This window comes from Paenibacillus caseinilyticus (assembly GCF_027533645.1).
Classification (GTDB): domain Bacteria; phylum Bacillota; class Bacilli; order Paenibacillales; family NBRC-103111; genus Paenibacillus_G; species Paenibacillus_G caseinilyticus.
Genome location: NZ_JAQAGY010000033.1, coordinates 11,956 through 33,764, shown reverse-complemented (window position 1 = coordinate 33,764; position 21,809 = coordinate 11,956). Strand labels below are relative to the sequence as shown.

Sequence of the window (21,809 nt, the reverse complement as noted above, 5' to 3'; positions counted from 1 at the left end):
TTTTCTTATTTTTGGACATAATGTAAACAGCGGCTTTCCAGGGTACATAGCGTGTCTGGCGGCCCGGGGCCTCCAGCAGCAGCAGATGCATAAGCCTCTGGGAATCGAAGAATACTATGGTTAGTCTAGTCGAGTTCCCTCCATGAGCATACAGGCCTAAAAGGGTAATCCAGTTCCTATCCCATTCTTCAAGGAAAGCGAGGCATCTAGAACCTATGAAAGCAACTGGAATTGTTCGTCGCATCGACGATCTTGGCAGGGTCGTAATCCCCAAGGAGATTCGCCGTACCCTCCGGATCCGCGAGGGGGACCCGCTTGAAATTTTCGTGGACCGCGATGGAGAGGTTATTCTGAAGAAATACTCCCCTATCGGTGAACTTGGCGATTTCGCCAAGGAATATGCCGAATCGCTTTATGAAAGCACGAACCATATTACGATGATCTCCGACCGGGATAACGTGATCGCCGTGGCCGGCGGTTCCAAGAAGGACTATTTGGAGAAAAGCGTGGGGCCTCTGATCGAGCAGTGTATGGAGAACCGGAAGTCCACGATGGAAAGCAATCAGGGCACTTATGAAATGCTGAAGGATATAAGCGAAGCTTACAGTTCTTATGTCATCGCACCGATCGTCGCCGGCGGCGACCCGATCGGTTCCGTCATCCTCATCAACAAGGATGAGAGCGTCAAAATGGGTCAGATGGAACTCAAGATGGCCGAGACGGCTGCCGGCTTCCTGGCCAAGCAAATGGAGCAGTAGTTTTGAATCATCGAATCATAGGACGAGCACGGCTTCCTGATGATCCCCTTGCAGCCGTAAGGGACATCGGGAAGTTTTTTTGCGTGGCTCCGGGCGGGGCGGGCTTTGGCATGGGGCACCAAATAAGGTATAATGAGGCCGAAGCTCGGGTGGGACGCAAGAAGTAAAGGGGAACGTGTGAGGAATGAACGGAGGCAAGGAGCCTTTACTGCCGGTAGACGTGGAGGCGGATTCATCCGCAGACCCGGCCCTATTGCCGGACTCCGCCGGATTCCCGGCTGAGGGCAGGGGAGCCCTCAAGGTTCGGACAGGGCTTCTGCAGGGCGCTGCACTGCTCGGCATCGCTGCGGTCGTCTCCAAGCTGATCGGCACGTTGCAGAAGATTCCGCTGCAGAATCTGGCTGGTGACGCGGTATTCGGCATTTATAATGCAGTCTATCCTTTGTATACCTTGATTTTATTTTTGGCGACGGCGGGGTTTCCCCTTGTGGTCTCCAAGTTTGTCTCGGAGCATGCGGCCCTGAGGCAGGAGGAGGAAGCGCTTCGGGTGCTCCGGGTGGCTGCCTGCGTGCTGACAGGCACCGGCGTACTGTGCTTCGCCCTCTTGTATGGAGGAGCAGAAACCATTGGGGGCTGGATGGGGCTAGGAAAGACAGCACCGGCGATCCGCAGCGTGTCGTTCGCTCTGCTGATCGTCCCAGTGCTCTCCGTCCTGCGGGGATACTTCCAAGGGTATGGCGATATGGCACCGACCGCCTTGTCCCAGGTAGGCGAACAGCTCATAAGGGTGATGACCATGTTCGGGCTGCTCCTAATGTTCTTGAGCATGGACTCCCTTCCTGAGACGATTGCGGCCGGAGCTACGTTCGGATCGGTGGCCGGGGCGGCGGCCGGCTTGGTTCTGATGCTCTTCTACTGGCGGAGCCGCCGCCCGGGCCGGAAGGTCGCTCGAACAGGAACGATCCGGCCTGGGGGATGGAAGGCTGACTTGGCGCTGGCCCGCCGGATTGCGGGCTACGCGATTCCCCTCTGTCTCGGTGCAGTCGCCCTGCCGGTGCTGACATTGGTCGATTCGTTCACGGTTCCGCGCCTGCTGCGCGAGGCCGGTTACGATGAGACTGGGGCGCTCTACCAGTTCGGACTGTATAATCACGGGCAGCCACTCGTGCAGCTGGTGGCGATGATCGCCTCCTCCATGAGCGCGGCTTTGGTTCCCGCCATAGCGGCGGCGAAACGGGACGGAGACTCTCTGCTGCTGCGGCAGCGTGCGGGCACGGCGCTGCGGCTGGCCTGGATGATCGGGCTTCCGGCTGCTGCGGGGCTTGCGCTCTTGGCAGGGCCGATGAATCTCATGTTCTACAAGAGCACGGAGGGCACCCCGGCCATGGCCATTCTTTCGCTGACCGCGCTGCTCTCGGTGCTGAACATCGCCGGCAGCAGCGTACTGCAGGGCCTCGGCGCCGTCCGCGCGCCGGCGATCTACCTGCTGCTCGCCGCCGGCGTCAAGGCCGCAGCCAACGCGCTGCTCGTGCCGCGCCTCGGCATCGACGGCGCCGCCTGGGCGGCCGTGGCCGCCCACGCGCTGGCCGGCGGCCTCGCGCTTGCGCACGCGCTGCGCGCCGCCGGCGTCCCGGCTGCGGGCGGCCGCGGCGCCATGAAAGCGGTGCTGGCCACCGCCTTCATGGCTTCCGGCCTGCTGGCCGTGACGCACGGCTCGGCGCCGCTGCTCGCGCAGCCGGCCGTGGCGGCCGCCCCCCGGGTCGCCGCCACAGCCGTCGCGCTCGGCGGCGTCGCCTTGGGCGCGATCGCGTATGCGCTCGCCGTGCTGCGCCTCGGCGCGGTGACCGCCGCCGAGCTGGAGGCGGCGCCCTCGCTGGTGCAAAGGCCGCTGCGGCTCCTGCGCCGGCTGCGGCTTCTGCGCTAGCACGCCGCGGGTGGGACTGCACGCACAAGTGCACTTGATATCGAATGTAAGGGCAGGCACTCCCTGCTCATCCATTATCTTTGAAGGAGGCGCTGCTGACATGTCCATGGCCCCGCAAGCGCAGCTCACGGTCGTCGGCCTCGGTACCGGCGACGAGAATCAATTGACCCTCGGCGTATGGCGTAAGCTCGAGGCGGCCAGCGGCCGCGGCGACGCCATCTATCTACGCACCAAAGAGCACCCGATGGTGTCTATGCTCGACCATCATGGCATCCGGTACGAGACGTTCGACCGGGTGTACGAAGAGCACCAGGCGTTCGAAGGCGTCTACGAACAGATTGCAACCGACCTGATCGCCCGGGCACTATCCGCAAGCGGCGAAGTGCTGTATGCAGTGTCCGGCCATCCGATGGTCGCCGAGAAGACGGTCCAGCTGCTCCGGGAGCGCTGTACGGCCGAAGGCGTCATGCTGGGCCTGATGGGCGGCGAGAGCTTTCTCGACCAAGCATTCCTGCGTCTCGGCTTCGACCCGATCGAAGGCTTCCAGCTGCTCGACGCCACCTCGCTGCGCGGCAATGCTTTGAACCCTCAGCTCCACACGCTGATCGGACAAGTCTATGACGAGTTCACCGCTTCGGACGTGAAGCTGACGCTGATGGAACTATACCCCGACGATTACCCGGTAACGGTCGGTCATTCGCTCGGGGTGGCCGGTGAAGAGCGGGTCTACGAAGTGCCGCTGTATGAGCTCGACCGGGTAGAAGGCTACGGCAACCTGTCGCTCGTCTGGGTGCCTCGTACCGACCGGGAGGACGTCCGCAGCAAGACCTTTGCCCGCCTTCATGAGATTGTGGAGATTCTGCGCAGTCCCGAGGGCTGTCCGTGGGACCGCGAGCAGACGCACAAGTCCATCCGCAAAAACTTGATTGAAGAAGCCTACGAAGTCATTGAGACGATCGACGAAGACGACCCGGAGCATATGTGCGAAGAACTCGGCGATCTGCTGCTGCAGATCATGCTGCACGCCCAGATGGAAGCCGAAGAGGGCACCTTCACCGTGTTTGACGTCATCCGGGAGCTGAACGAGAAGCTGGTCCGCCGCCATCCGCATGTCTTCGGAACCGTTGGGGCGGAGGATGCCGAAGAGGCGCTGACGAACTGGGAAGCGGTCAAGGCGGAGGAGAAGCGCAGCAAGGGGATCGATCCGGACGCCCAGCCGCTGCTTGCCGGCGTTCCCCGGGACCTGCCGGGTCTTATGAAGGCATACAAGCTGCAGAAAAAGGCGGCCGAAGTCGGGTTTGACTGGAAAACCCTGGAGGAAGTGCTGCCTGTTGTGGAGTCCGAGCTGGACGAAGTGAAGGAAGCGATCGGGCATTTCGGCCACGCGGAACAGAAAGAAGAACTCGGCGATCTGTTATTTGCCGTCGTGAACCTGGCCCGCTTCCTCAAGGTGGAACCGGAGGAAGCCATAGCGGCCGCCAACCGCAAATTTTTTGAGCGATTTGGATATATTGAGTCCCAGCTGCGTTTAAAGGGCGTTTCCTTTGACCAAACTGATTTGCAAGAGATGGAAAACCTGTGGCAGGAAGCAAAAAAAGTTCTGAAAAAACAAGGCCTATAGCAGGATTTTCCTGATAAACAAAGAATACTTTAGCTTAGCTTCACTTTTATGAGGAGGAAATTTACCAATGAACAAAACAGACTTGATCAATAACATCTCAGAGAAAAGCGGCCTGACCAAAAAGGACGTGGAATCCGTACTGAACAGCTTCCTTGGTGAAATCTCTGAAGCTTTGTCCCGCGACGACAAAGTGCAGTTAATCGGCTTTGGCACATTCGAAACCCGCACGCGTTCCGGCCGCACGGGCCGCAACCCGCAAACGGGCGAAGAAATTTCGATTCCGGAATCCAAAGTTCCTGCTTTCAAAGCGGGCAACAAGCTTAAAGAAGCGGTGAAATAATTATGCGCCTCGACAAGTTCCTAAAGCTCTCCCGTCTTATCAAGCGGCGTACAGTTGCCAAAGACGTGTCCGAGCAGGGACGGGTATGGGTGAACGGCCGGGAGGCCAAACCGAGCTCAACGGTCAAGGTGGGGGACGAGCTGAAGATCCAGTTCGGCCAGAAGCTGGTGACCGTGCGTGTGGAGCTGCTGAGCGAATCGACCCGCAAGGAAGATGCCGCGAAGATGTACACGCTGCTTGGCGAAGAACCGATTAAGCGGGAGTCGGACAGCATTCTATAACCGATTCCTCCATAAGAAGAAGCAGGGAGACTACTCTCCTGCTTCTTTTTGTTTTATCTCCCGCTTATCGTCTGCTCCTTCTCCTGCCCGGCTTGCCGGGCCGCTCTGGCTTCTCTAGCCGCCCTTGCCCTTGGACCTGCCCTTATGCTTGCCTATGCCCTTGTTCTTGTCCCTGCTCTTGCCTTGTCCCTCCTTCGGAGTCCGGGGAGTTCTAAACCCCGGACGACCCCCATACTTTAGAGTAAACAAGCTTGGTATGGTTTGGCCTTTTTCCAGCCCTCCGCAGCGGAGGGTGATCCAGTGACCGCAGAGTTTACGCGCCGCCTTTGAAACCGGGTTGCCCCCATCCTATCTAAAATCGAAGGAACCCGGTTTCAACAGCGGCCGGAGGTGACTGGATCATCCCGCAGCTCACCGTTGTCTGGAAAAGCGCCAATCCATCCAAGCGCCAAGGAGGAGGAGTCGGCCCATGGTCGAACAGCCGGGGAAAGTGAAGCGCCAGGAGATCCGGATGCTGAACCGCAAGCTGCTGGAGGTGTCCGGCGTATTGAACGTCGAGAGCTTCGACAGTGAAGAGTTTCTGCTGGAGACCGAGTGCGGTTACCTGATGATCAAGGGGCAGAACCTGCATATCAAGAACTTGAGCCTCGAGCAAGGGTTGGTCGCAATTGAAGGGTACGTCAATGAGCTGGCCTATGTGGATACAAACTCCCAAGGGAAATCCAAGGGATTTCTGGGTAAGCTGTTCAAGTGACGCTGAGCGTACAGTTTTTGACGATGGGCATGATGTATGCAGGGGGTCTTGCGCTTGGGGGAATATATGACCTCTACCGGGTGCTTTCGGGCCAGCTGAAGGTGCCCCCGTGGCTGCGGGCGGGACTCGATCTCCTCTACTGGTTCATCGGGACGCTTGTCGTGTTTGCTCTCTTATATAAGAGCAACTGGGGAGAAGTGAGGCCCTTTATTTTTATGGGGCTCGCGATCGGTATCCTTTTTTATTTTCTTGTGTTTAGCTCAGCGGTGATCCGGGTAATCGTATTTACAATCCGTGCTGTCGTCACGGCGGCACGCATCGGCAGGAGGATGATCGAACTCTTTGTGATCAGACCCGCTATCGGGCTGTATAGGCTGGTGCTGATCTTTTTGGGATTTTTGCTGGCTACCGCTATATTCATCTACAGAATTGTGTTACAATTGCTCTATCCTGTATGGAAATTGCTGTTATGGCTCTTTCGGCCCCTCGGCAGGTGGATGCGTTTGCATCTTACCGTTCCTTCCGGGATCAAGAATACCGGTCAAAAGCTGGCGGCCCTGTTCCGAAGGCTGTTTTGATCGTACGTGGGAGGATTTTAACGTACATGCAGGCAGACGCTCTACAAGCAAAGGACACGCAGCCGCAGAACAAAGGCACATTTCGTCGGCGCCGACTGGTCATGCTGATGCTGGCTTGCTTTATGAGTTGGGCCGGTGTCACGCTGTGGAATCAGATCGGTAAAATCAGCGAACGCAAAGATAAAGTCGCAGCCTTGGAGCAAAAGAAAGCCGAGGCGGAACAGATCAGCCAAGAGACACAGCGCGAGCTCGCCAGGTTGAACGACCCCGAGTACGTATCGCAGAAGATCCGTAAAGACTTGCACTACATCAAGAAGGGGGAGAGATTGTTCTTCACCCCCGTCGCGCCTAAGCAGTAACTGGGCCGGGTGAAGGCGAATCCTTCGGTTGACCGTATGTTCGCCGTACGTTATAATCGGCATAGTTTCGTTGATTCGCTTTTTTAACTATTTAAGGGAGGATCAGTTTACTTTATGGCAATTGAAGTGGGCAGCAAGCTGCAAGGAAAAGTGACAGGCATTACTCACTTTGGGGCATTCGTTGAGCTACCCGAGGGAGGCACCGGCCTTGTACACATCTCGGAGATTGCGGACAACTACGTCAAGGACGTCAACGATCATCTGAAGCTAAGCGATATCGTCACCGTGAAAGTGATTAATGTCGACAAAGACGGCAAAATCGGACTGTCCATCAAGCAAGCGGTGGACCGGCCTGTAGATGCTGCTCCTCCAACAAGGCCCGCTCGTTTCGATAGACCTCCTGGTGGTGGCGGCGGCGACCGCGGCGGTTTTGGTGGTCGTGGCGGTGGTGGCGGCGGCTTCGGCGGCCGTGGAGATCGCGGAGGCCGTGGTGGCAAACCGCCCGCTGGCAAGCCAACCTTTGAAGATAAAATGGCGCGTTTCCTGAAAGACAGCGAAGACCGGATCTCTTCCCTCAAGAAGAACACCGAGGGCAAGCGTGGCGGCCGCGGCGCGCGTCGTGACTAATAAATAAACGAAAACCGCAGGGCTGTCGGCCTTGCGGTTTTTTGCTGCCTGAAGGGAGGAGGGGGCGGATTTTCACCGCTTGACAAGCCCTTGGCAATAGGATATACTCATGCTTGTTGTGGCGGCGTAGCTCAGCTGGCTAGAGCGTACGGTTCATACCCGTAAGGTCGGGGGTTCGATCCCCTCTGCCGCTATTATAAGAACGAACGATGGAAATCCGGATCTCGAGACCTCGAGACCCGGATTTTTTTATTTTCGTGAAGGAATGGCTTCCATGAGAAAGCGGCTGTCTGTCAAAACCATCCACGAAGCACTTCTTTTGTCGGAATGCTTCGGCGGCGGCGGGGGAATCGACAGGTTGTTACGCAATCCCACCCTGGGTTTCGGGGAACAAGGGACGAACGAGATGTGACGAGGGAAATAGCGCATTATATTGTTAGCGCTTACATAATAGGCCGCAAATCAATCTTCCTTGATTCGCGGGCCTCTTCTTTTTGTCGCAAAAAACTTTTGTACGCCTCCTTCATTATGACAAACTTTCCTCTTGCCGGGTTATATACTGGGCTCATAACAAAGCATATGGGTGGTGTTCAGATATTATGCATAAACGGCAAATGTTCAGCGGTTTGACTTCCGTAGGGTCCGGATGGACTCATCGGGTAAAGCAGGGGGCTATAGGCGCCGTAGCCCAGAACCGTCTCGTACAATCGCTTGTGGCGAAGCGCTGGTCCATCCTCCTTCTGATGATGGCCTTCCTGCTCGGCAGGGCCATGATTCTAGACCAGCTGGCTCCGTTTGCCGTCGCTTACTTCGCCGTCATGTATTTTTTGCGAAGGGAGCTGCTGTTCTGGTCCGGGGTATTCGTAGCCGCCGGGAGCCTATTCTCCATCAATCCGATGCATACCGGGTATATCGTCGCGGAGATGATCGTCTTCGTTCTCATCCAGAAAGGCGTGGAGCGCTTCGAACGTTCGGATATCTCCTATGCCCCGCTAATTGTATTCGCTTCCACTTTTTTCGTCCAACTGTTCTCGCACCTCGCGGCCACGGAGCTCAGTTGGTACACGCTGACGATGAGCGGGGTCGGGGCGCTGCTCAGCCTGATCTTGACGCATATCTTTCTGCAGGCGATACCGGTGTTCACCTTATCACGCAAAAACTACAATCTCAAACACGAGGAAGTCATATGTCTCATTATCTTATTAGCTTCGGTGATGACGGGTACGGTGGGCTGGCTGGTGGGCCCCGTTACGCTCGAGCATGTGCTCTCCCGTTACTTGATCCTGCTCTTTGCGCTTGTCGGGGGAGCCCCCTTGGGCGCATCGGTAGGGGTGATCTCCGGCCTGATCCTCAGCCTGGCGAATTCCAGCGCGATCTACCAGATGAGTCTGCTTGCTTTTGCCGGCATGCTCGCAGGACTGCTGCGTGAAGGCAGCCGGATGGCCGTAGCGCTCGGGATGCTGCTCGGCTCATCGATCCTCTCCGTCTATCTCGGCAATCAGGCCGAGGTGCTCAATTCCACTTGGGAATCCGTGGCTGCCGTGGCTTTGTTCCTGCTTACGCCGAGGAGCGTTACGCAGATGCTGGCCAAGTATGTGCCGGGAACCCAAGAGAACCTGAAATCACAGCAGGATTATGCCCGCCGGGTGCGGGATGTGACGGCCAGCCGGGTCGAGCAGTTCTCCGAGGTGTTCAAGCAGCTGTCGCGGAGTTTCAAGCAGATTACCGCCGACGCCCAGCCGCTGCGCAGGGAAGAAGAAGTCAGCCACTTCATGAATTCCGTGGCGGCCAAGTCCTGCGCCTCCTGCTGGAAGCAGAAGCAGTGCTGGGACGATAAGTTTTATCAGACCTACAAATATATGACCGACATGATGACGGAGGTGGAGCTGCGTGAAGACATGAGCCGCAAAGACATCCAGGCGGATTGGAAGAAGCAGTGCGTGAAGCCGGATCAGGTGCTCGAGGTGATGAAGCAGCAGTACGCCTTGTACAAGCATGACCAGCATTGGAAGAAGCAGATTCTGGACTCCCGGCAGCTTGTGGCGGAACAGCTTTCGGGTGTATCGCAGGTCATGGAGGATCTGGCGAAGGAGATCAAGCGCGAAGGACAGGAGCTCTTCATGCAGGAGGAGCAGATCCGCAGCGCCTTGGAGGAGCTGGGTCTCTCGATCCACAGTATCGATGTCATCTCCCTGGACGAAGGCAACGTGGAGATCGAGATCGTTCATCAATATACAAGAGGCTTTGACGAGTGCCGCAAAATCATTGCGCCGCTTCTCTCCGAAATTGTCGGCGAGCACATTGCCGTGAAGTCCGAAGAATCGCTCGAACGCAAGGAAGGGTACAGCACGGTAGTATTCGCCTCTGCCAAGGAGTACGAGGTGGAAACGGGAATTGCTGGCGCGGCCAAGGGGGGCGACCTGCTGTCGGGAGACAGCTTCAGTACCATTGAACTTGGCAACGGCAAGTTTGCCGTGGCGCTCAGCGACGGCATGGGCAACGGCGAACGGGCCCGCGCGGAGAGCAGTACGGCGTTGTCCATTCTGCAGCAGCTGCTGCAGTCGGGGATGGACGAGAAGCTGGCGATCAAATCGGTCAACTCCGTGCTCATGCTCCGTTCGTCCGATGAAGTCTATGCCACAGTGGATGTAGCGTTGATCGACCAGTACACTGCGCAGACGACATTCCTGAAGATAGGGTCGACGCCAAGCTTCATTAAAAGAGGCAGCGAAGTGTTCCCGGTCACCGCGAACAATTTGCCGGTCGGCATTCTCCACGAGATCGATGTGGATCTGGTCAGCGTACAGCTGGAGCACGGGGATACGCTCATCATGATGACCGACGGCATTTATGATGCGCCGGGGCATGCGGTGAACAAAGAAATGTGGATGAAACGGATGATTACGGAGATTGAAGCGGAGACGCCCCAGGATTTTGCGGATATTCTGCTGGAGCGGGTGGTCCGGTACCATCACGGGGAAATTTATGACGATATGACGGTTGTCGTGGCGCGGGTAGATAAATTTCAGCCGGAATGGGCTACCTTCTCGTGGCCGGGAATGGAGCGCATTGAGCGGCCGAGGACGGTGAGCTGATGATGACAATGGTGAAGGAGATGGGGACCATGGTAGTCGCAAAAGCCATGAAAGTCGTGCTGGACGTAAAGGTGATGGAGGATCTCGGCGTAGCGGAAATGATGAAGATCGTCAAGGCTTTGGAAGCTCTCGATATCGTAAAAGTGGTGGATGCCGTTGAAGTGGAGGAAATGATCGTACCGATCCAGAGAGAAGGGGCGGTGCCGTCTGCCATGGCTGCAATGGCAGCAGCTGAACGGCCGCAAACCGATGAATCGGTTCAACCTGCTTCACCTCAAGGTACGAAGGCCACGAAACGAAGGAAGCTCGTGCCTAAGATGGGGGAAGGGAGAACGGCTGGACTTCCGCCGAAGCGGCAGGCTGCACCGAGCATTCTGAGCATCAAGATCATTCAAGACCTGCAGAGCTTCAAAGACCGGATGTGGGAGGAACTCCAGCGCATGCCGCAGTGGAGCCCAGGCGGGAATACGGAGATAAGAGCGGATCAAGAGAATGTCATGATTTTAACACCTCCTGCGCGGGAGGAATCCAGCGGGAAGCTGCAAGGCATCCTGTCAGGGCAGGGGACGCTGCAGCAGGGTAACGTACGGGAGGACAAGAAGCAGCTGCTATCGCAGGCCGGACGAAGCAGGCCGGATACCCGTGGCGGGCAGACCCGGCATGGAGGATCTCAGGTAGAGGATCTGCGGGGGGCAAGCAAGAGAAGCCGGGCGCTCCTGACGGCCGCTCAGAGCCTCGATGCGTTGAGGGCACCGCCGCTCGCTGCAGCACCAACGTAAGGGGGTGAGCAGCCCTTCTTGCAGCCTGCACGGCTTAACTGCATCGGTACCCGATATAGAGATGGTGAGGGGTAAGGGGCCGGGCAGCGGAAGAGTGCCGTGCTTCACAACTTCATATCAATGGAATCATCCGCCGCCTGATTGGCACAGGCGGCCCAGATCCCCTTCTCCTCCTAAGGAGAAGGAAATACCGTCCCGCAGCCAGCGGGGCGGTATTTTGCATGCCACACCCTGCCGCTCCCTCGTTTAGAATCTTTCCAACTGGCAAAGCTGGAAGTAGAGAGATTACAAGGGGGTAGACATCATGAAACAAATCATCTTGATTACCGACGGGTGTTCGAATGTGGGCGTGTCACCGGTGGTGGCCGCTGCGAGGGCCAAAGCGGAGGGGATCATCGTCAATGTGGTAGGCGTCGTGGATTCAGGGGAAATCGGAATGCTGGGTTCAGAGGAAATCCGGGAGACGGCGGAAGCGGGCGGAGGCATGAGCCGGATTGTGCAGTCCGCCCAGCTTGCGCAGACCGTGCAGATGATGACGCGCAGATCGGTTGTATCGACGATCCAGCAGGTGGTGGGACAGGAGCTCCGCGGCATCCTCGGACATTCGCAGCTGGATAGGCTTCCCCCGCAGCAGCGTTCCGAGGTGGTGCGGGTGATCGATGATCTCACGGAGACGGCGAGGCTGCAGATCGCGCTGCTCATTGATGCGAGTTCCTCGATGAAGCCCAAACTGCAGGCGGTGAAGGATGCGATACAGGATTTGCAGCTCAGCTTGCAATCCCGGCAGGGCACCAGTCTGCTGTCCGTGTTTCACTTTCCCTGCGGCCTTGCGGCGGAGGAGCAGGCGGCCCATTGCGATATCGAGTGGACGACCGACCTTGCAAATTTGAGGGGGTTGTTCTATAAATTAACTATGAGGGGAACGACGCCTACCGGGCCGGCCCTTCTGCAGGTTATCGAGCATATGATCGAATCGGGGGGAGAGGCTTCGGCTGCTCCAGGCTCCCGGATCACGGAAGGCACACGGTTGCCTGACAGGTTAGGGGCCGCCCGCAAGGAAGGGATCTGGAGTGATTATGTCGTCTGAATTGTCCCTGCCGGCCGGTTTTGAGATACAAGGAAAATGGAATCGAAGGGAATACCGGATCGAACGGCTTCTCGGAGCGGGAAGCAACGGCAAGGTATATCTTGTCCGCGAAGGACGCAAGCGCTATGCGCTGAAGCTGGGATATGACACGCTGGATCATCAATCCGAAGTGAATGCGTTGAAGGCGCTGTCTAGCTCTTCCGCCGCCTTCGGATCGCTGCTTCACGACGTTGATGACTTTACGCGGGGCGATAGCTCCTATCCGTTCGCCGTGCTGCGTTACATTGAAGGAAAGCCGCTGGCCGAGTTTATAACGGAGAGCGGAACGGATTGGCTCTACGTTACGGGGCTGGGCCTGCTGCGCAAATTGACGGAGCTGCATGCATGCGGCTTCGTTTTCGGCGATCTTAAGGCGGAGAACATCATCGTATCTCCCCATGGGGAAGTCGGACTGATCGATTACGGCGGTGTGACGGCGGTCGGCAGATCCGTCAAGCAGTTCACGGAGCAGTATGACCGCGGCTATTGGGGCGGAGGTTCGCGGACCGCGGACGAAGCGTATGATCTGTTCTCCTTCGCGGTGCTGATGATCGGCACCGCCCTCCCCGAAGCGAGGTTCCGCACATTGGCGGGGGCTCTCCCGCAGAACCGCAGCGTAGACGATCTCGTGTCCGCAATGCAGGGCAGCAGCATCCTGGCACCCGTGGCCGGCGTGCTCCGCAATGCCCTGAGGGGCACTTATGCGTCGTCGAAGCAGATGCTGGCGGACTGGCGTGCCCGGAGCCTTACCCCGGCCCGGCGTACCGTCGTGAGAGCGGGACAGGGCTGGATCCCCTGGACGTTCGCCGTATCCCTGATTTTGTTCGCTGCCACCGTTTACTTGGTCTTCCAATAGTGTAATATACAGTAACGCCGGCAGGGCTCAGGCGCCTGAGATGGAGAGGAAGCTGAAGGCATGAGTACAGGGGCAGGTTGGCCCGCCCGGGTTGAGAAGTGGATTAAGAAGGAAGCGCTGCTTGCACCGGGGGACGGCGTAGTCGTGGCGGTATCGGGCGGACCCGATTCCGTCGGGCTGCTCCATCTCCTTTTTGGGTTGTCCGCACGCTACGAATGGAGGCTGGTCATTGCTCATGTGAACCACGGATTCCGGGAGAAGGAGTCCGCTGAAGAAGCGGCGCTTGTCGCCCGGCATGCGGATCGTCTGGGGCTTCCGCTGCATACGATCCGCCTCGAGATGCCGCAGGTTCTGGCATCCACGGGCGAGAACGCACAAGCCGCGGCCAGGGCAAGACGCTATGCGTTTTTGGTCGATGTAGCCAAGCAGACCGGCTCGAGACGCATCGCTACTGCCCATCATGCCGACGATCAGGCGGAGACGGTGCTGATGAGAATTCTGCGCGGAACGGGACTGGCGGGACTCGCGGGCATTCCGCTGCGAAGACCGCTGGCGGAAGATTTGGAACTGGTCCGGCCTCTTCTGCGTATATACAAATCAGAGATCGAAGCGTACTGCGATGACCTCCGGCTGGAATACTGCAGCGACAGCAGCAACCTGCAGCCCAAGTACGCCCGCAACCGGGTGAGGCTCGAGGTGCTTCCCTTCCTGAGGAAGTACAATGACCGGCTGCCGGAGGCACTGGGCCGTATGGCCGAGACGGCCGCCGCGGAAGACGGCTATCTGGAGGAGCAAACCAGGCTCCTATATGCTGCCCATGTCGGCCGTGAGGACGGGGCTTACGTCTGGTCTGCCCGCTGGTTTGCCGGGGTACACATTGCTTTACAAAGGCGCCTCATTAAACTAATATTAAGTTATCTTGCCCGGGATCCGAATTCCATGGATTTCCTTCACATCGAAAGTGTTCGCCTGGCCGTATTGTCCCATGAGCCTGTGAACTTCCGCCGGGAGGTCGTACAGGACATTATGCTGGCCAAGGAATACGATCGAATCGCGGTACATACTATGGTGGTACCCCCTTCTGCCTATACCCATGAGCTAAAGGGGGACCTGCAGTCCTTCACGGTTCCCGAGACTGGGACCCGGATCGAGCTGCAGCGGCTCGAAGTCTTGGACACGCAAGATTCCGAGCCGGAGCCGTATACAGCCATTTTCGACGAGGAAGCACTCTTCCTTCCATTAATAGTACGCAGCCGCCTACCGGGCGACCGGATGCAGCCGCTTGGACTAAACGGAACGAAAAAGGTAAAAGATATGTTCATCGACGCGAAGGTGCCGCCTTCCTTACGGGAGAGAATTCCGTTGATCGCGGATGCAAGAGGAAACATCATCTGGGTTCCGGGAGTCAGGACGTCGGTCATCGGCGCTGTCACCGGGAATACCCGAAGCCGGCTTCGCATGCGGCTGGTAATGCCAAATCAACCCAACTAAGTAGGAGGATCTCTCTTGCAAAACGACGTATTAGAAGTGCTTTACTCCGAGCAGCAGATTCAGGACAAGGTGAAGGAGATGGGCGAGCTTATCACCCGCGATTTTGAAGGCAAAAACCCGCTCGTCATTTGTGTCCTGAAAGGCGCATTCATCTTTATGGGGGATCTGGTGAAGCGGATCAATCTCCCGCTCGAGACCGATTTTATGGCTGTCTCCTCGTATGGGACCTCCACCAAATCGTCCGGGGTCGTCAAGATCATCAAGGATCTGGATATTTCCGTAGAGGGGCGCCATGTGCTTATCGTCGAAGATATCATTGACAGCGGCCTGACGCTGAGCTACCTGATCGACGTATTGGAGCGCCGCAATGCGCTGTCCACCACGATTGCCGCATTGTTTGACAAGCCTGCCGGACGCAAGGTTGATCTCGACGCGGATTACAAAGGCTTTGTGATTCCCGACGCCTTCGTTGTAGGCTATGGACTCGACTACGGCGAGAAGTACCGGAACCTGCCTTACGTCGGCATTTTGAAGCCCGAAGTGTACTCCCACTAGCGCGTTCTTGGACATTTGAGAACCCGAGACATGCTGTGGTACAATATACAAAGCCGTTTGTTGAGAGGAGGTAGGGGATGAATCGCATCATTCGCAATACTGGTTTTTATCTGCTTATTTTCTTGGTCACCGTCGGAATCGTACACTTCATCAGCACACAGAACGAACAGAAAGACACCATCAGCTACGGTAAGCTCCGACAGGCCTTAATTGAAAAGAACGTAGACCAGATTATCGTGAAGTATGACGCTCAAACGTATTTGGTTCGGGGGAAATATAAGACTCCACCTTCTGCGGACAAGTTGAATTTTGAGTCGCGGGCGCCGTATGAAGAAGAAATATTCCGTTTGATCGAGAACAGCGAGATCAACCCGGAGAACGTTTACATCGAGAAAATGGAAGGGGACAATGTTTGGATCAGTTTCCTTACCTCCATTATCCCGTTCGTTATCATCTTCATCCTTTTCTTCTTCCTGTTGAATCAGGCTCAAGGTGGCGGCGGCAAGGTGATGAACTTTGGCAAGAGCCGCGCCCGTCTGTATAACGAAGAGAAGAAACGGGTTACCTTCGAGGACGTTGCAGGGGCCGATGAAGAGAAGCAGGAGCTCGTCGAGGTTGTCGAATTCCTGAAGGACCCCCGCAAATTCGCGGCGGTTGGCGCCCGGATCCCCAAAGGCGTACTGCTTAACGGTCCTCCAGGAACAGGGAAGACGCTTCTGGCCAGAGCCGTGGCAGGCGAAGCAGGCGTGCCGTTCTTCTCTATCAGCGGTTCGGACTTCGTGGAGATGTTCGTCGGTGTAGGTGCCTCGCGTGTTCGTGATTTGTTTGAGAACGCGAAGAAGAATGCCCCTTGTATTATATTTATAGATGAGATCGATGCGGTTGGACGTCAGCGCGGCGCCGGTCTCGGCGGCGGGCATGACGAGCGCGAACAGACGCTCAACCAATTGCTCGTCGAGATGGATGGTTTCGGTGCGAACGAGGGGATTATCATCGTCGCCGCGACGAACCGTCCGGATATCTTGGACCCTGCGCTTCTTCGTCCGGGACGATTCGACCGTCAGATTACGGTGGACCGTCCGGATGTGAAAGGACGCGAAGCGGTACTGAAGGTCCATGCGCGCAACAAGCCGCTGAACAAAGACGTGAAGCTCGACCAATTGTCGCGGTACACCACCGGTTTCACGGGTGCGGATCTGGAGAACCTGCTTAACGAAGCAGCGCTCATTGCCGCCCGCCGCAACCGGAAGGATATCTCGATGGCCGAGATCGATGAAGCGTTCGACCGGGTGATCGTGGGAACGCAGAAGAAATCCCGCGTCATCTCCGAGCGGGAGAAGCGGATGGTCGCTTTCCACGAAGCGGGCCATACGATCGTCGGTATTCACGTAGAGAATGCCGAGATGGTGCATAAGGTGACGATCATTCCTCGCGGCCGTGCCGGCGGATATGTCATGATGCTTCCGAAGGAAGGCGAGGACCGGATGATGCAGACGAAGTCGGAGCTGCTCGACAAGGTAACCGGCCTTCTGGCCGGACGCGTCTCCGAGGAACTGTTCATCGGCGAGATCGGCACCGGGGCGTACAGCGACTTCCAGCGGGCTACAGGCATTATCCGCCGGATGATTACCGAATTCGGTATGAGCGATAAGCTGGGTCCGATGCAGTTCGGAACGACACAGGGACAGGTATTCCTTGGACGGGACATCGGGCATGAGCAGAACTACAGTGATGCCATTGCTTACGAGATCGACCAAGAGATGCAGTCTATGATCCGTGCCTGCTACGACCGGGCCAAAGAGATTCTCTCGAAATACAGCGACCAGGTCCGTCTGATTGCCGAAACGCTGATCGATAAGGAAACCTTGGAAAAGGAACAAATCAAGGAACTGATCGATACGGGCAAGCTGGGCCCTGTAGCCGGCGAGCCGGGCGTGAAGGTCGAGGATCTGAAGGTGAACATCCAAGGTCAAACGGAAGAGTCCGGCAAGTCCGAGCTCGACCAACTGTATGACAAGGATGAGAAGAAAGAAGAATAGAACGACGATGGACACAGACCGGAGGGCGATGAGCCTCCGGTCTTTTTCGATAGATACAAACGTACATCGTCCGTAAAGGACGGCGCAGCCATTTATCTTCCATCTACAGCCTCCTTCTGCGGAAGTTATTGTCCGGGATGCGGCCCTCCGGATGGGGAAACCTACTCCAAGAGAGTCAGCGAACAAGAAACATTACTTACGAATGGGCATAAGGGATAGGATGCCGCTTCCGAGGCAGGGAATGTACGGTTTTAGTGGGTTTTTGAGCATTGACAGCCGGGGGCGGGTTGTGTAAATTAGGTGTAAATCTTTATATACCTTGTGAATCATTTCACGCGCTGAAGAAAAGGAAGGTGCGTCATGGAAGCATTAGCATTGGAGCGTAAAGCAGAACAACAGCGGGAGCTTAAGAAGCGGATAGCTCAGTTGAAGAAGGAACGCAACGCCATTATTCTCGCTCACTATTATCAGCGGGACGAAATTCAGGAAGTTGCCGATTTTCGCGGGGATTCGTTCCTGCTGGCGCAGAAGGCCGCTACTACCGATGCTGAGGTTATTGTTTTTTGCGGGGTTCATTTTATGGGGGAAAGCGCAAAGATTCTTGCGCCGAACAAGACGGTTCTCATTCCGGATGAAAGAGCCGGCTGTCCTATGGCCGACATGGTCAATGTGGACGGTCTACGTGCCTTAAAGAGAGAACATCCGAATGCTAAAGTCGTCGCTTACATCAACACGTCTGCGGAAGTAAAGTCCGAGACGGATATTTGCTGTACGTCCGCGAATGCCATCAAGGTCATTAATTCGGTGGATTCCGATGAAATCATCTGGGTGCCGGATAAAAACCTTGGTGATTATGTCTCCAAGTTTACGGACAAGAAGATGATCATCTGGGAGGGCTACTGCAACACGCATGACATGCTGACAGTCAAAGACGTGGAAGAGATGAAGAGGCTTCATCCGAATGCCCAGTTCGTCGTACATCCGGAATGCCGTCCCGAAGTGGTGAAGCTCGGTGATTTTGTAGGAAGCACAACGGCCATTATCAAATACTGCAAAGAGTCGGATTGCCAGGAATTCATTGTCGGCACGGAAGACGGAACAGGGTATCAGCTGCGGCTGGACAGCCCCCAGAAGACGTTCCACTTCGCCACGAAGTACTTGGTTTGTCCGAACATGAAGGTGAACAATCTCAAAAAGGTAGTAAAATGCTTGGAGACGAATCAACCGCAGATTTACGTGCCGCCGCACGTGGCTGAACAAGCCAAGGCATCCTTGGAGCGCATGCTGCAGGTAAAGTAGCATGCGCTGCTTTTCTTACGTAAGAAGCCGCTGGACAGTACTCGAATAGACAGGTGGGAGCCAGGCTCATGATACCTCGTTATTTGGTGAATTTCGATGTGCGGGATCTGCCGCATGTACATACAGATGTCATTGTGATCGGCGCAGGCATCGCCGGTCTTTTTACCGCGCTGAAGGCTGCAGAGACCCGGCGGGTCCTCATGGTCACGAAGAAGTCGCTGACCGAGAGCAATACACGCTATGCCCAAGGAGGCATTGCGGCGGTCATCTCCGACGAGGATTCGCCCGCCTATCACCGACAGGATACGCTGATCGCCGGTGCCGGTCTGTGCTCCTCGGCAGCAGTGGATATACTGGTCCATGAGGGGCCCGGCGGTGTCAATGACCTGATCCGCATGGGCACCGAGTTCGACATGGAGGATGGGCGTTATGCGCTTACGCAGGAAGGGGCTCACAGTCAGCGCCGGATCCTGCACGCTCAGGGCGATGCTACGGGAGCCGAGATCGTACGGGCGTTGTCCGAGAAGACGCTCCAGGATCCCAACATTGAAGTATGGGACGACCACTTTGTGATCGATCTAGTGACCGATGGCAATGAATGCTTCGGAGCGCTTGTGCAGAAGCCGGACGGACAGCGGGTCATGGTACGCGCGCAGTCTACCGTGCTGTGCACGGGTGGCGCGGGACAGCTCTACCGTTATACGACGAATCCGGATATTGCTACAGGCGACGGAATTGCGATCGCCTACCGGGCCGGGGCGAATATCCGTGATGTGGAGTTCGTTCAATTTCACCCCACGGCATTATGTTATCCGGGCGCACCCCGGTTCCTCATTTCGGAAGCTGTCCGGGGCGAGGGCGCGGTGCTCCGCAATATTAACGGGGAGCGGTTCATGGAACGGTACCACCCCCAGTTGGAACTGGCGCCGCGGGATATCGTCGCCCGGGCGATTGTCAGCGAGATGGAGGCGACCAAGTCGACCTTCGTGTATATCGACTTTACGCATGAGTCGGAAGAGACGGTGAAGAACCGTTTTCCTACGATCTACGAGGTATGCTTGGGCCACGGACTCGACTTGTCGTCCGATTGGATTCCGGTCGCTCCCGCCGCCCATTATATGATGGGCGGCGTAGAGACGGATCTTCACGGAGAAACTAGCGTTAAGCGGCTGTTCGCCTGCGGAGAGGTTTCTTCGACCGGTGTGCACGGCGCGAACCGGCTGGCGAGCAATTCGCTGTCCGAAGCGATCGTCTTCGGCCGCCGGATCGTAGAGCGCATCTTAGAACTGCCTCACAGCGAGGAGCGGCCGCAGACGAGAGAGACGGAGCGCGCGACCGGAACTCCGACACAGCCGATTGTCGAGAAGAAGCTGAAGCTGCAGAAGCTCATGCTCCGCTACGCGGGGCTAAAGCGCAATGCCAAAGGGCTGCAGAAGGGATACGATGAGCTGAAGCGGCACATAACGGTCTTCGACAGCTGTCTATCGAAGCGCCAGGAATTTGAATTTGCAAACCTGCTCATCTGCTCACTGCTGACGACACAGGCGGCATTGATCCGCGAGGAGAGCCGAGGGGGGCATTTCCGGGAGGATTTCCCGGAGCGCGATGATCTCGTCTGGCGCAAACATACCGTATTCAACCGGTTGAACGGGGTAACGGAAGGACGGAATGACGATGTATGAGTTGACGGGTTCCGAACTGCAGGCGAGCCTGAAGCTCTGGCTGCAGGAAGATATCGGGATGGGGGACGTGACCACCATGACCACCATTGCCGAGCAATCGGTATCGAAAGGCATCATTCATGTGAAGGATACCGGCATCGTGGCGGGACTTCCCGTGGCACAGGCGGTGTTTGCTATGGTCGATCCTTCCCTGCGATTCGAAGTCAAGGCTGTAGAAGGCCAGCAGGCAGTCTACGGGACTGTACTTGCCGAGGTAACGGGAAGCACGCGCAGCATTCTGCTTGGCGAGCGTCTCGCGCTGAATCTGCTGCAGCGGATGTCTGGGATCGCGACGCGGACTCGCGAGTTCGTCAGCCGCCTGGAAGGCTTGCCTGTACGGCTTGTGGATACCCGTAAGACGACGCCGGGCCACCGGATGCTGGAGAAGTATGCCGTGCGGGTCGGCGGCGGCCACAACCACCGTTTTGGGCTCTACGATGCCGTCATGATTAAAGATAATCATATTAAGGGAGCCGGCGGGATCACCAAGGCCATCCATGCCGCACGTGCGCAGATTCCCCATACGATGAAGATCGAAGTGGAAGTCGAGAACTTCGAGCAGCTCGAGGAGGCGCTGTCCGCCGGCCCTGATATTGTGATGCTGGATAATATGAATACCGAGCAGATGAAGCAGGCTGTCCTGCGAATGAAACAAGAGGCACCGCATATCTTGGTAGAAGCCTCCGGCAGCGTAACGCTGGATACGGTACGGGGCATTGCCGAGACCGGGGTCGACGTCATTTCCGTAGGACGGCTCACTTATTCCGTACAGGCGCTGGACATCTCTCTGGATCTCAACGAACAGAAGGAGGCGCGCCCATGATACTTGTTGTCGATGTAGGGAATACGAATATTGTACTGGGCATGTACGAAGGCAGGCAGCTGCGCCATGACTGGCGCATTTCCACGAACCGGTCGGCCACGGCCGACGAATACGGCATCATTTTGTACAATCTGTTTCAGCATGCGGGGCTTTCCCTGCAGCAGATCGAAGGCGTCATCATCTCCTCGGTCGTGCCTCCGCTCATGTTTGTACTGGAGCAATTATGTTTAAAATACGTTAAGAAAACCCCTCTGATCGTAGGGCCTGGGATCAAGACCGGTCTCAACATCCGCTACGAGAACCCGAGGGAAGTCGGAGCGGACCGGATCGTTAATGCCGTGGCAGCCATCGAATTGTACGGTGCGCCTTGTATTGTGGTGGACTTCGGCACGGCAACAACCTTCGATTATATCGATGAGCAGGGGCAGTACGTGGGCGGTGCAGTGGCGCCGGGCATCGGGATCTCGACGGAAGCGCTCTACCAGCGTGCGGCCAAACTGCCGCGCATTGAACTCGTGAAACCGAAGAGCGTGGTGGGCCGCAATACCATCGCTTCCATGCAGGCGGGCATTATTTTCGGTTTCGCAGGCCAGGTGGACGGGATCGTAGAGCGGATCAAGCAGGAGTTCAGCGTCGAACCGAGCGTCATCGCTACGGGGGGACTCGCTGAGCTGATCTCCGGCGAATCGCGCTCCATCCAGACGGTGAATCCGCTTTTGACGCTGCAAGGACTGCAGATCATTTACGAACGCAACAATAACTAAACCCGGTATACGGGATGAA

Annotated in this window: 20 protein-coding genes and 1 tRNA gene; all 21 read left to right on the top strand. The window is 56.8% G+C overall.

The window, feature by feature from the left end; translation table 11 throughout:
- The first annotated feature begins 215 nt into the window (after positions 1–215).
- The 21 genes from spoVT to O9H32_RS30125 all read left to right on the top strand — a co-directional run bounded on the left by spoVT (position 216) and on the right by O9H32_RS30125 (position 21,790).
- The gene (gene spoVT, locus O9H32_RS30225) at positions 216–758 is read left to right on the top strand and encodes a stage V sporulation protein T (protein WP_269869819.1); all 543 of its coding nucleotides are present in this window, start codon (positions 216–218) and stop codon (positions 756–758) included.
- 184 nt (positions 759–942) lie between these two features.
- Positions 943–2,682, top strand: coding sequence for a putative polysaccharide biosynthesis protein (locus O9H32_RS30220; protein ID WP_269869818.1), 1,740 nt, complete (start codon positions 943–945; stop codon positions 2,680–2,682).
- 100 nt (positions 2,683–2,782) lie between these two features.
- The gene (locus O9H32_RS30215) at positions 2,783–4,303 is read left to right on the top strand and encodes a bifunctional methyltransferase/pyrophosphohydrolase YabN (RefSeq protein WP_269869817.1); all 1,521 of its coding nucleotides are present in this window, start codon (positions 2,783–2,785) and stop codon (positions 4,301–4,303) included.
- Positions 4,304–4,370: 67 nt separating this feature from the next.
- Positions 4,371–4,643, top strand: coding sequence for an HU family DNA-binding protein (locus tag O9H32_RS30210; protein WP_269869816.1), 273 nt, complete (start codon positions 4,371–4,373; stop codon positions 4,641–4,643).
- A gap of 2 nt (positions 4,644–4,645) precedes the next feature.
- Entirely contained in the window at positions 4,646–4,924 is a 279-nt protein-coding gene (locus O9H32_RS30205) for an RNA-binding S4 domain-containing protein (protein ID WP_269869815.1), read from the top strand.
- Positions 4,925–5,393: 469 nt separating this feature from the next.
- Positions 5,394–5,678, top strand: coding sequence for a sporulation protein YabP (yabP, locus tag O9H32_RS30200; RefSeq protein WP_269869814.1), 285 nt, complete (start codon positions 5,394–5,396; stop codon positions 5,676–5,678).
- Positions 5,675–6,256 carry a spore cortex biosynthesis protein YabQ gene (gene yabQ / locus O9H32_RS30195; RefSeq protein ID WP_269869813.1) on the top strand — a complete coding sequence of 194 codons (582 nt, stop codon included), beginning with the start codon at positions 5,675–5,677 and terminating at the stop codon, positions 6,254–6,256. Before yabP ends, yabQ begins: the two co-directional genes overlap by 4 nt.
- A gap of 122 nt (positions 6,257–6,378) precedes the next feature.
- Positions 6,379–6,615 (top strand): FtsB family cell division protein, encoded by a 237-nt coding sequence (locus tag O9H32_RS30190; protein WP_269869812.1) that lies wholly within the window; start codon positions 6,379–6,381, stop codon positions 6,613–6,615.
- 114 nt (positions 6,616–6,729) lie between these two features.
- Positions 6,730–7,242, top strand: coding sequence for a S1 domain-containing RNA-binding protein (locus O9H32_RS30185; protein WP_269869811.1), 513 nt, complete (start codon positions 6,730–6,732; stop codon positions 7,240–7,242).
- A gap of 120 nt (positions 7,243–7,362) precedes the next feature.
- Positions 7,363–7,436, top strand: a tRNA-Met gene (locus tag O9H32_RS30180).
- Positions 7,437–7,841: 405 nt separating this feature from the next.
- A complete protein-coding gene (gene spoIIE / locus O9H32_RS30175) occupies positions 7,842–10,337 on the top strand; it encodes a stage II sporulation protein E (protein WP_269869810.1) in 2,496 nt (831 codons plus the stop codon).
- Positions 10,338–10,366: 29 nt separating this feature from the next.
- The gene (locus O9H32_RS30170) at positions 10,367–11,116 is read left to right on the top strand and encodes a hypothetical protein (RefSeq protein WP_269869809.1); all 750 of its coding nucleotides are present in this window, start codon (positions 10,367–10,369) and stop codon (positions 11,114–11,116) included.
- Positions 11,117–11,420: 304 nt separating this feature from the next.
- Positions 11,421–12,203, top strand: a complete 783-nt coding sequence (locus tag O9H32_RS30165) for a vWA domain-containing protein (RefSeq protein WP_269869808.1) — start codon at positions 11,421–11,423, stop codon at positions 12,201–12,203.
- Positions 12,193–13,098 carry a protein kinase domain-containing protein gene (locus O9H32_RS30160; RefSeq protein ID WP_269869843.1) on the top strand — a complete coding sequence of 302 codons (906 nt, stop codon included), beginning with the start codon at positions 12,193–12,195 and terminating at the stop codon, positions 13,096–13,098. The genes O9H32_RS30165 and O9H32_RS30160 overlap by 11 nt, the downstream gene beginning before the upstream one ends.
- Positions 13,099–13,158: 60 nt before the next feature.
- Complete coding sequence (gene tilS, locus O9H32_RS30155) at positions 13,159–14,589, top strand: tRNA lysidine(34) synthetase TilS (RefSeq protein WP_269869807.1); 1,431 nt, start codon at positions 13,159–13,161, stop codon at positions 14,587–14,589.
- Positions 14,590–14,604: 15 nt separating this feature from the next.
- Positions 14,605–15,144: a hypoxanthine phosphoribosyltransferase gene (hpt, locus tag O9H32_RS30150; RefSeq protein ID WP_269869806.1), complete on the top strand. Its 540-nt coding sequence runs from the start codon at positions 14,605–14,607 to the stop codon at positions 15,142–15,144.
- Between the two features lie 77 nt (positions 15,145–15,221).
- On the top strand, positions 15,222–17,183 hold the full coding sequence (gene ftsH, locus O9H32_RS30145) for an ATP-dependent zinc metalloprotease FtsH (RefSeq protein WP_269869805.1): 1,962 nt from the start codon (positions 15,222–15,224) through the stop codon (positions 17,181–17,183).
- A gap of 360 nt (positions 17,184–17,543) precedes the next feature.
- Positions 17,544–18,482, top strand: a complete 939-nt coding sequence (nadA, locus tag O9H32_RS30140; RefSeq protein ID WP_269869804.1) for a quinolinate synthase NadA — start codon at positions 17,544–17,546, stop codon at positions 18,480–18,482.
- A 68-nt stretch (positions 18,483–18,550) separates the two neighbouring features.
- Positions 18,551–20,164 (top strand): L-aspartate oxidase, encoded by a 1,614-nt coding sequence (gene nadB / locus O9H32_RS30135; RefSeq protein WP_269869803.1) that lies wholly within the window; start codon positions 18,551–18,553, stop codon positions 20,162–20,164.
- Entirely contained in the window at positions 20,157–21,026 is an 870-nt protein-coding gene (nadC, locus tag O9H32_RS30130) for a carboxylating nicotinate-nucleotide diphosphorylase (RefSeq protein ID WP_269869802.1), read from the top strand. The genes nadB and nadC overlap by 8 nt, the downstream gene beginning before the upstream one ends.
- Positions 21,023–21,790, top strand: coding sequence for a type III pantothenate kinase (locus O9H32_RS30125; RefSeq protein ID WP_269869801.1), 768 nt, complete (start codon positions 21,023–21,025; stop codon positions 21,788–21,790). The genes nadC and O9H32_RS30125 overlap by 4 nt, the downstream gene beginning before the upstream one ends.
- The last annotated feature ends 19 nt before the right edge of the window (positions 21,791–21,809 follow it).

Excerpts from the sequence above, each read along its gene's own strand:
- spoVT (WP_269869819.1), top strand. The coding sequence starts at position 216 with ATGAAAGCAACTGGAATTGTTCGTCGCATCGACGATCTTGGCAGGGTC.
- O9H32_RS30220 (WP_269869818.1), top strand. The coding sequence starts at position 943 with ATGAACGGAGGCAAGGAGCCTTTACTGCCGGTAGACGTGGAGGCGGAT.
- O9H32_RS30215 (WP_269869817.1), top strand. The coding sequence starts at position 2,783 with ATGTCCATGGCCCCGCAAGCGCAGCTCACGGTCGTCGGCCTCGGTACC.
- O9H32_RS30210 (WP_269869816.1), top strand. The coding sequence starts at position 4,371 with ATGAACAAAACAGACTTGATCAATAACATCTCAGAGAAAAGCGGCCTG.
- O9H32_RS30205 (WP_269869815.1), top strand. The coding sequence starts at position 4,646 with ATGCGCCTCGACAAGTTCCTAAAGCTCTCCCGTCTTATCAAGCGGCGT.
- yabP (WP_269869814.1), top strand. The coding sequence starts at position 5,394 with ATGGTCGAACAGCCGGGGAAAGTGAAGCGCCAGGAGATCCGGATGCTG.
- O9H32_RS30190 (WP_269869812.1), top strand. The coding sequence starts at position 6,379 with ATGAGTTGGGCCGGTGTCACGCTGTGGAATCAGATCGGTAAAATCAGC.
- O9H32_RS30185 (WP_269869811.1), top strand. The coding sequence starts at position 6,730 with ATGGCAATTGAAGTGGGCAGCAAGCTGCAAGGAAAAGTGACAGGCATT.
- spoIIE (WP_269869810.1), top strand. The coding sequence starts at position 7,842 with ATGCATAAACGGCAAATGTTCAGCGGTTTGACTTCCGTAGGGTCCGGA.
- O9H32_RS30170 (WP_269869809.1), top strand. The coding sequence starts at position 10,367 with ATGGTAGTCGCAAAAGCCATGAAAGTCGTGCTGGACGTAAAGGTGATG.
- O9H32_RS30165 (WP_269869808.1), top strand. The coding sequence starts at position 11,421 with ATGAAACAAATCATCTTGATTACCGACGGGTGTTCGAATGTGGGCGTG.
- O9H32_RS30160 (WP_269869843.1), top strand. The coding sequence starts at position 12,193 with ATGTCGTCTGAATTGTCCCTGCCGGCCGGTTTTGAGATACAAGGAAAA.
- tilS (WP_269869807.1), top strand. The coding sequence starts at position 13,159 with ATGAGTACAGGGGCAGGTTGGCCCGCCCGGGTTGAGAAGTGGATTAAG.
- ftsH (WP_269869805.1), top strand. The coding sequence starts at position 15,222 with ATGAATCGCATCATTCGCAATACTGGTTTTTATCTGCTTATTTTCTTG.
- nadA (WP_269869804.1), top strand. The coding sequence starts at position 17,544 with ATGGAAGCATTAGCATTGGAGCGTAAAGCAGAACAACAGCGGGAGCTT.
- nadB (WP_269869803.1), top strand. The coding sequence starts at position 18,551 with ATGATACCTCGTTATTTGGTGAATTTCGATGTGCGGGATCTGCCGCAT.
- nadC (WP_269869802.1), top strand. The coding sequence starts at position 20,157 with ATGTATGAGTTGACGGGTTCCGAACTGCAGGCGAGCCTGAAGCTCTGG.
- O9H32_RS30125 (WP_269869801.1), top strand. The coding sequence starts at position 21,023 with ATGATACTTGTTGTCGATGTAGGGAATACGAATATTGTACTGGGCATG.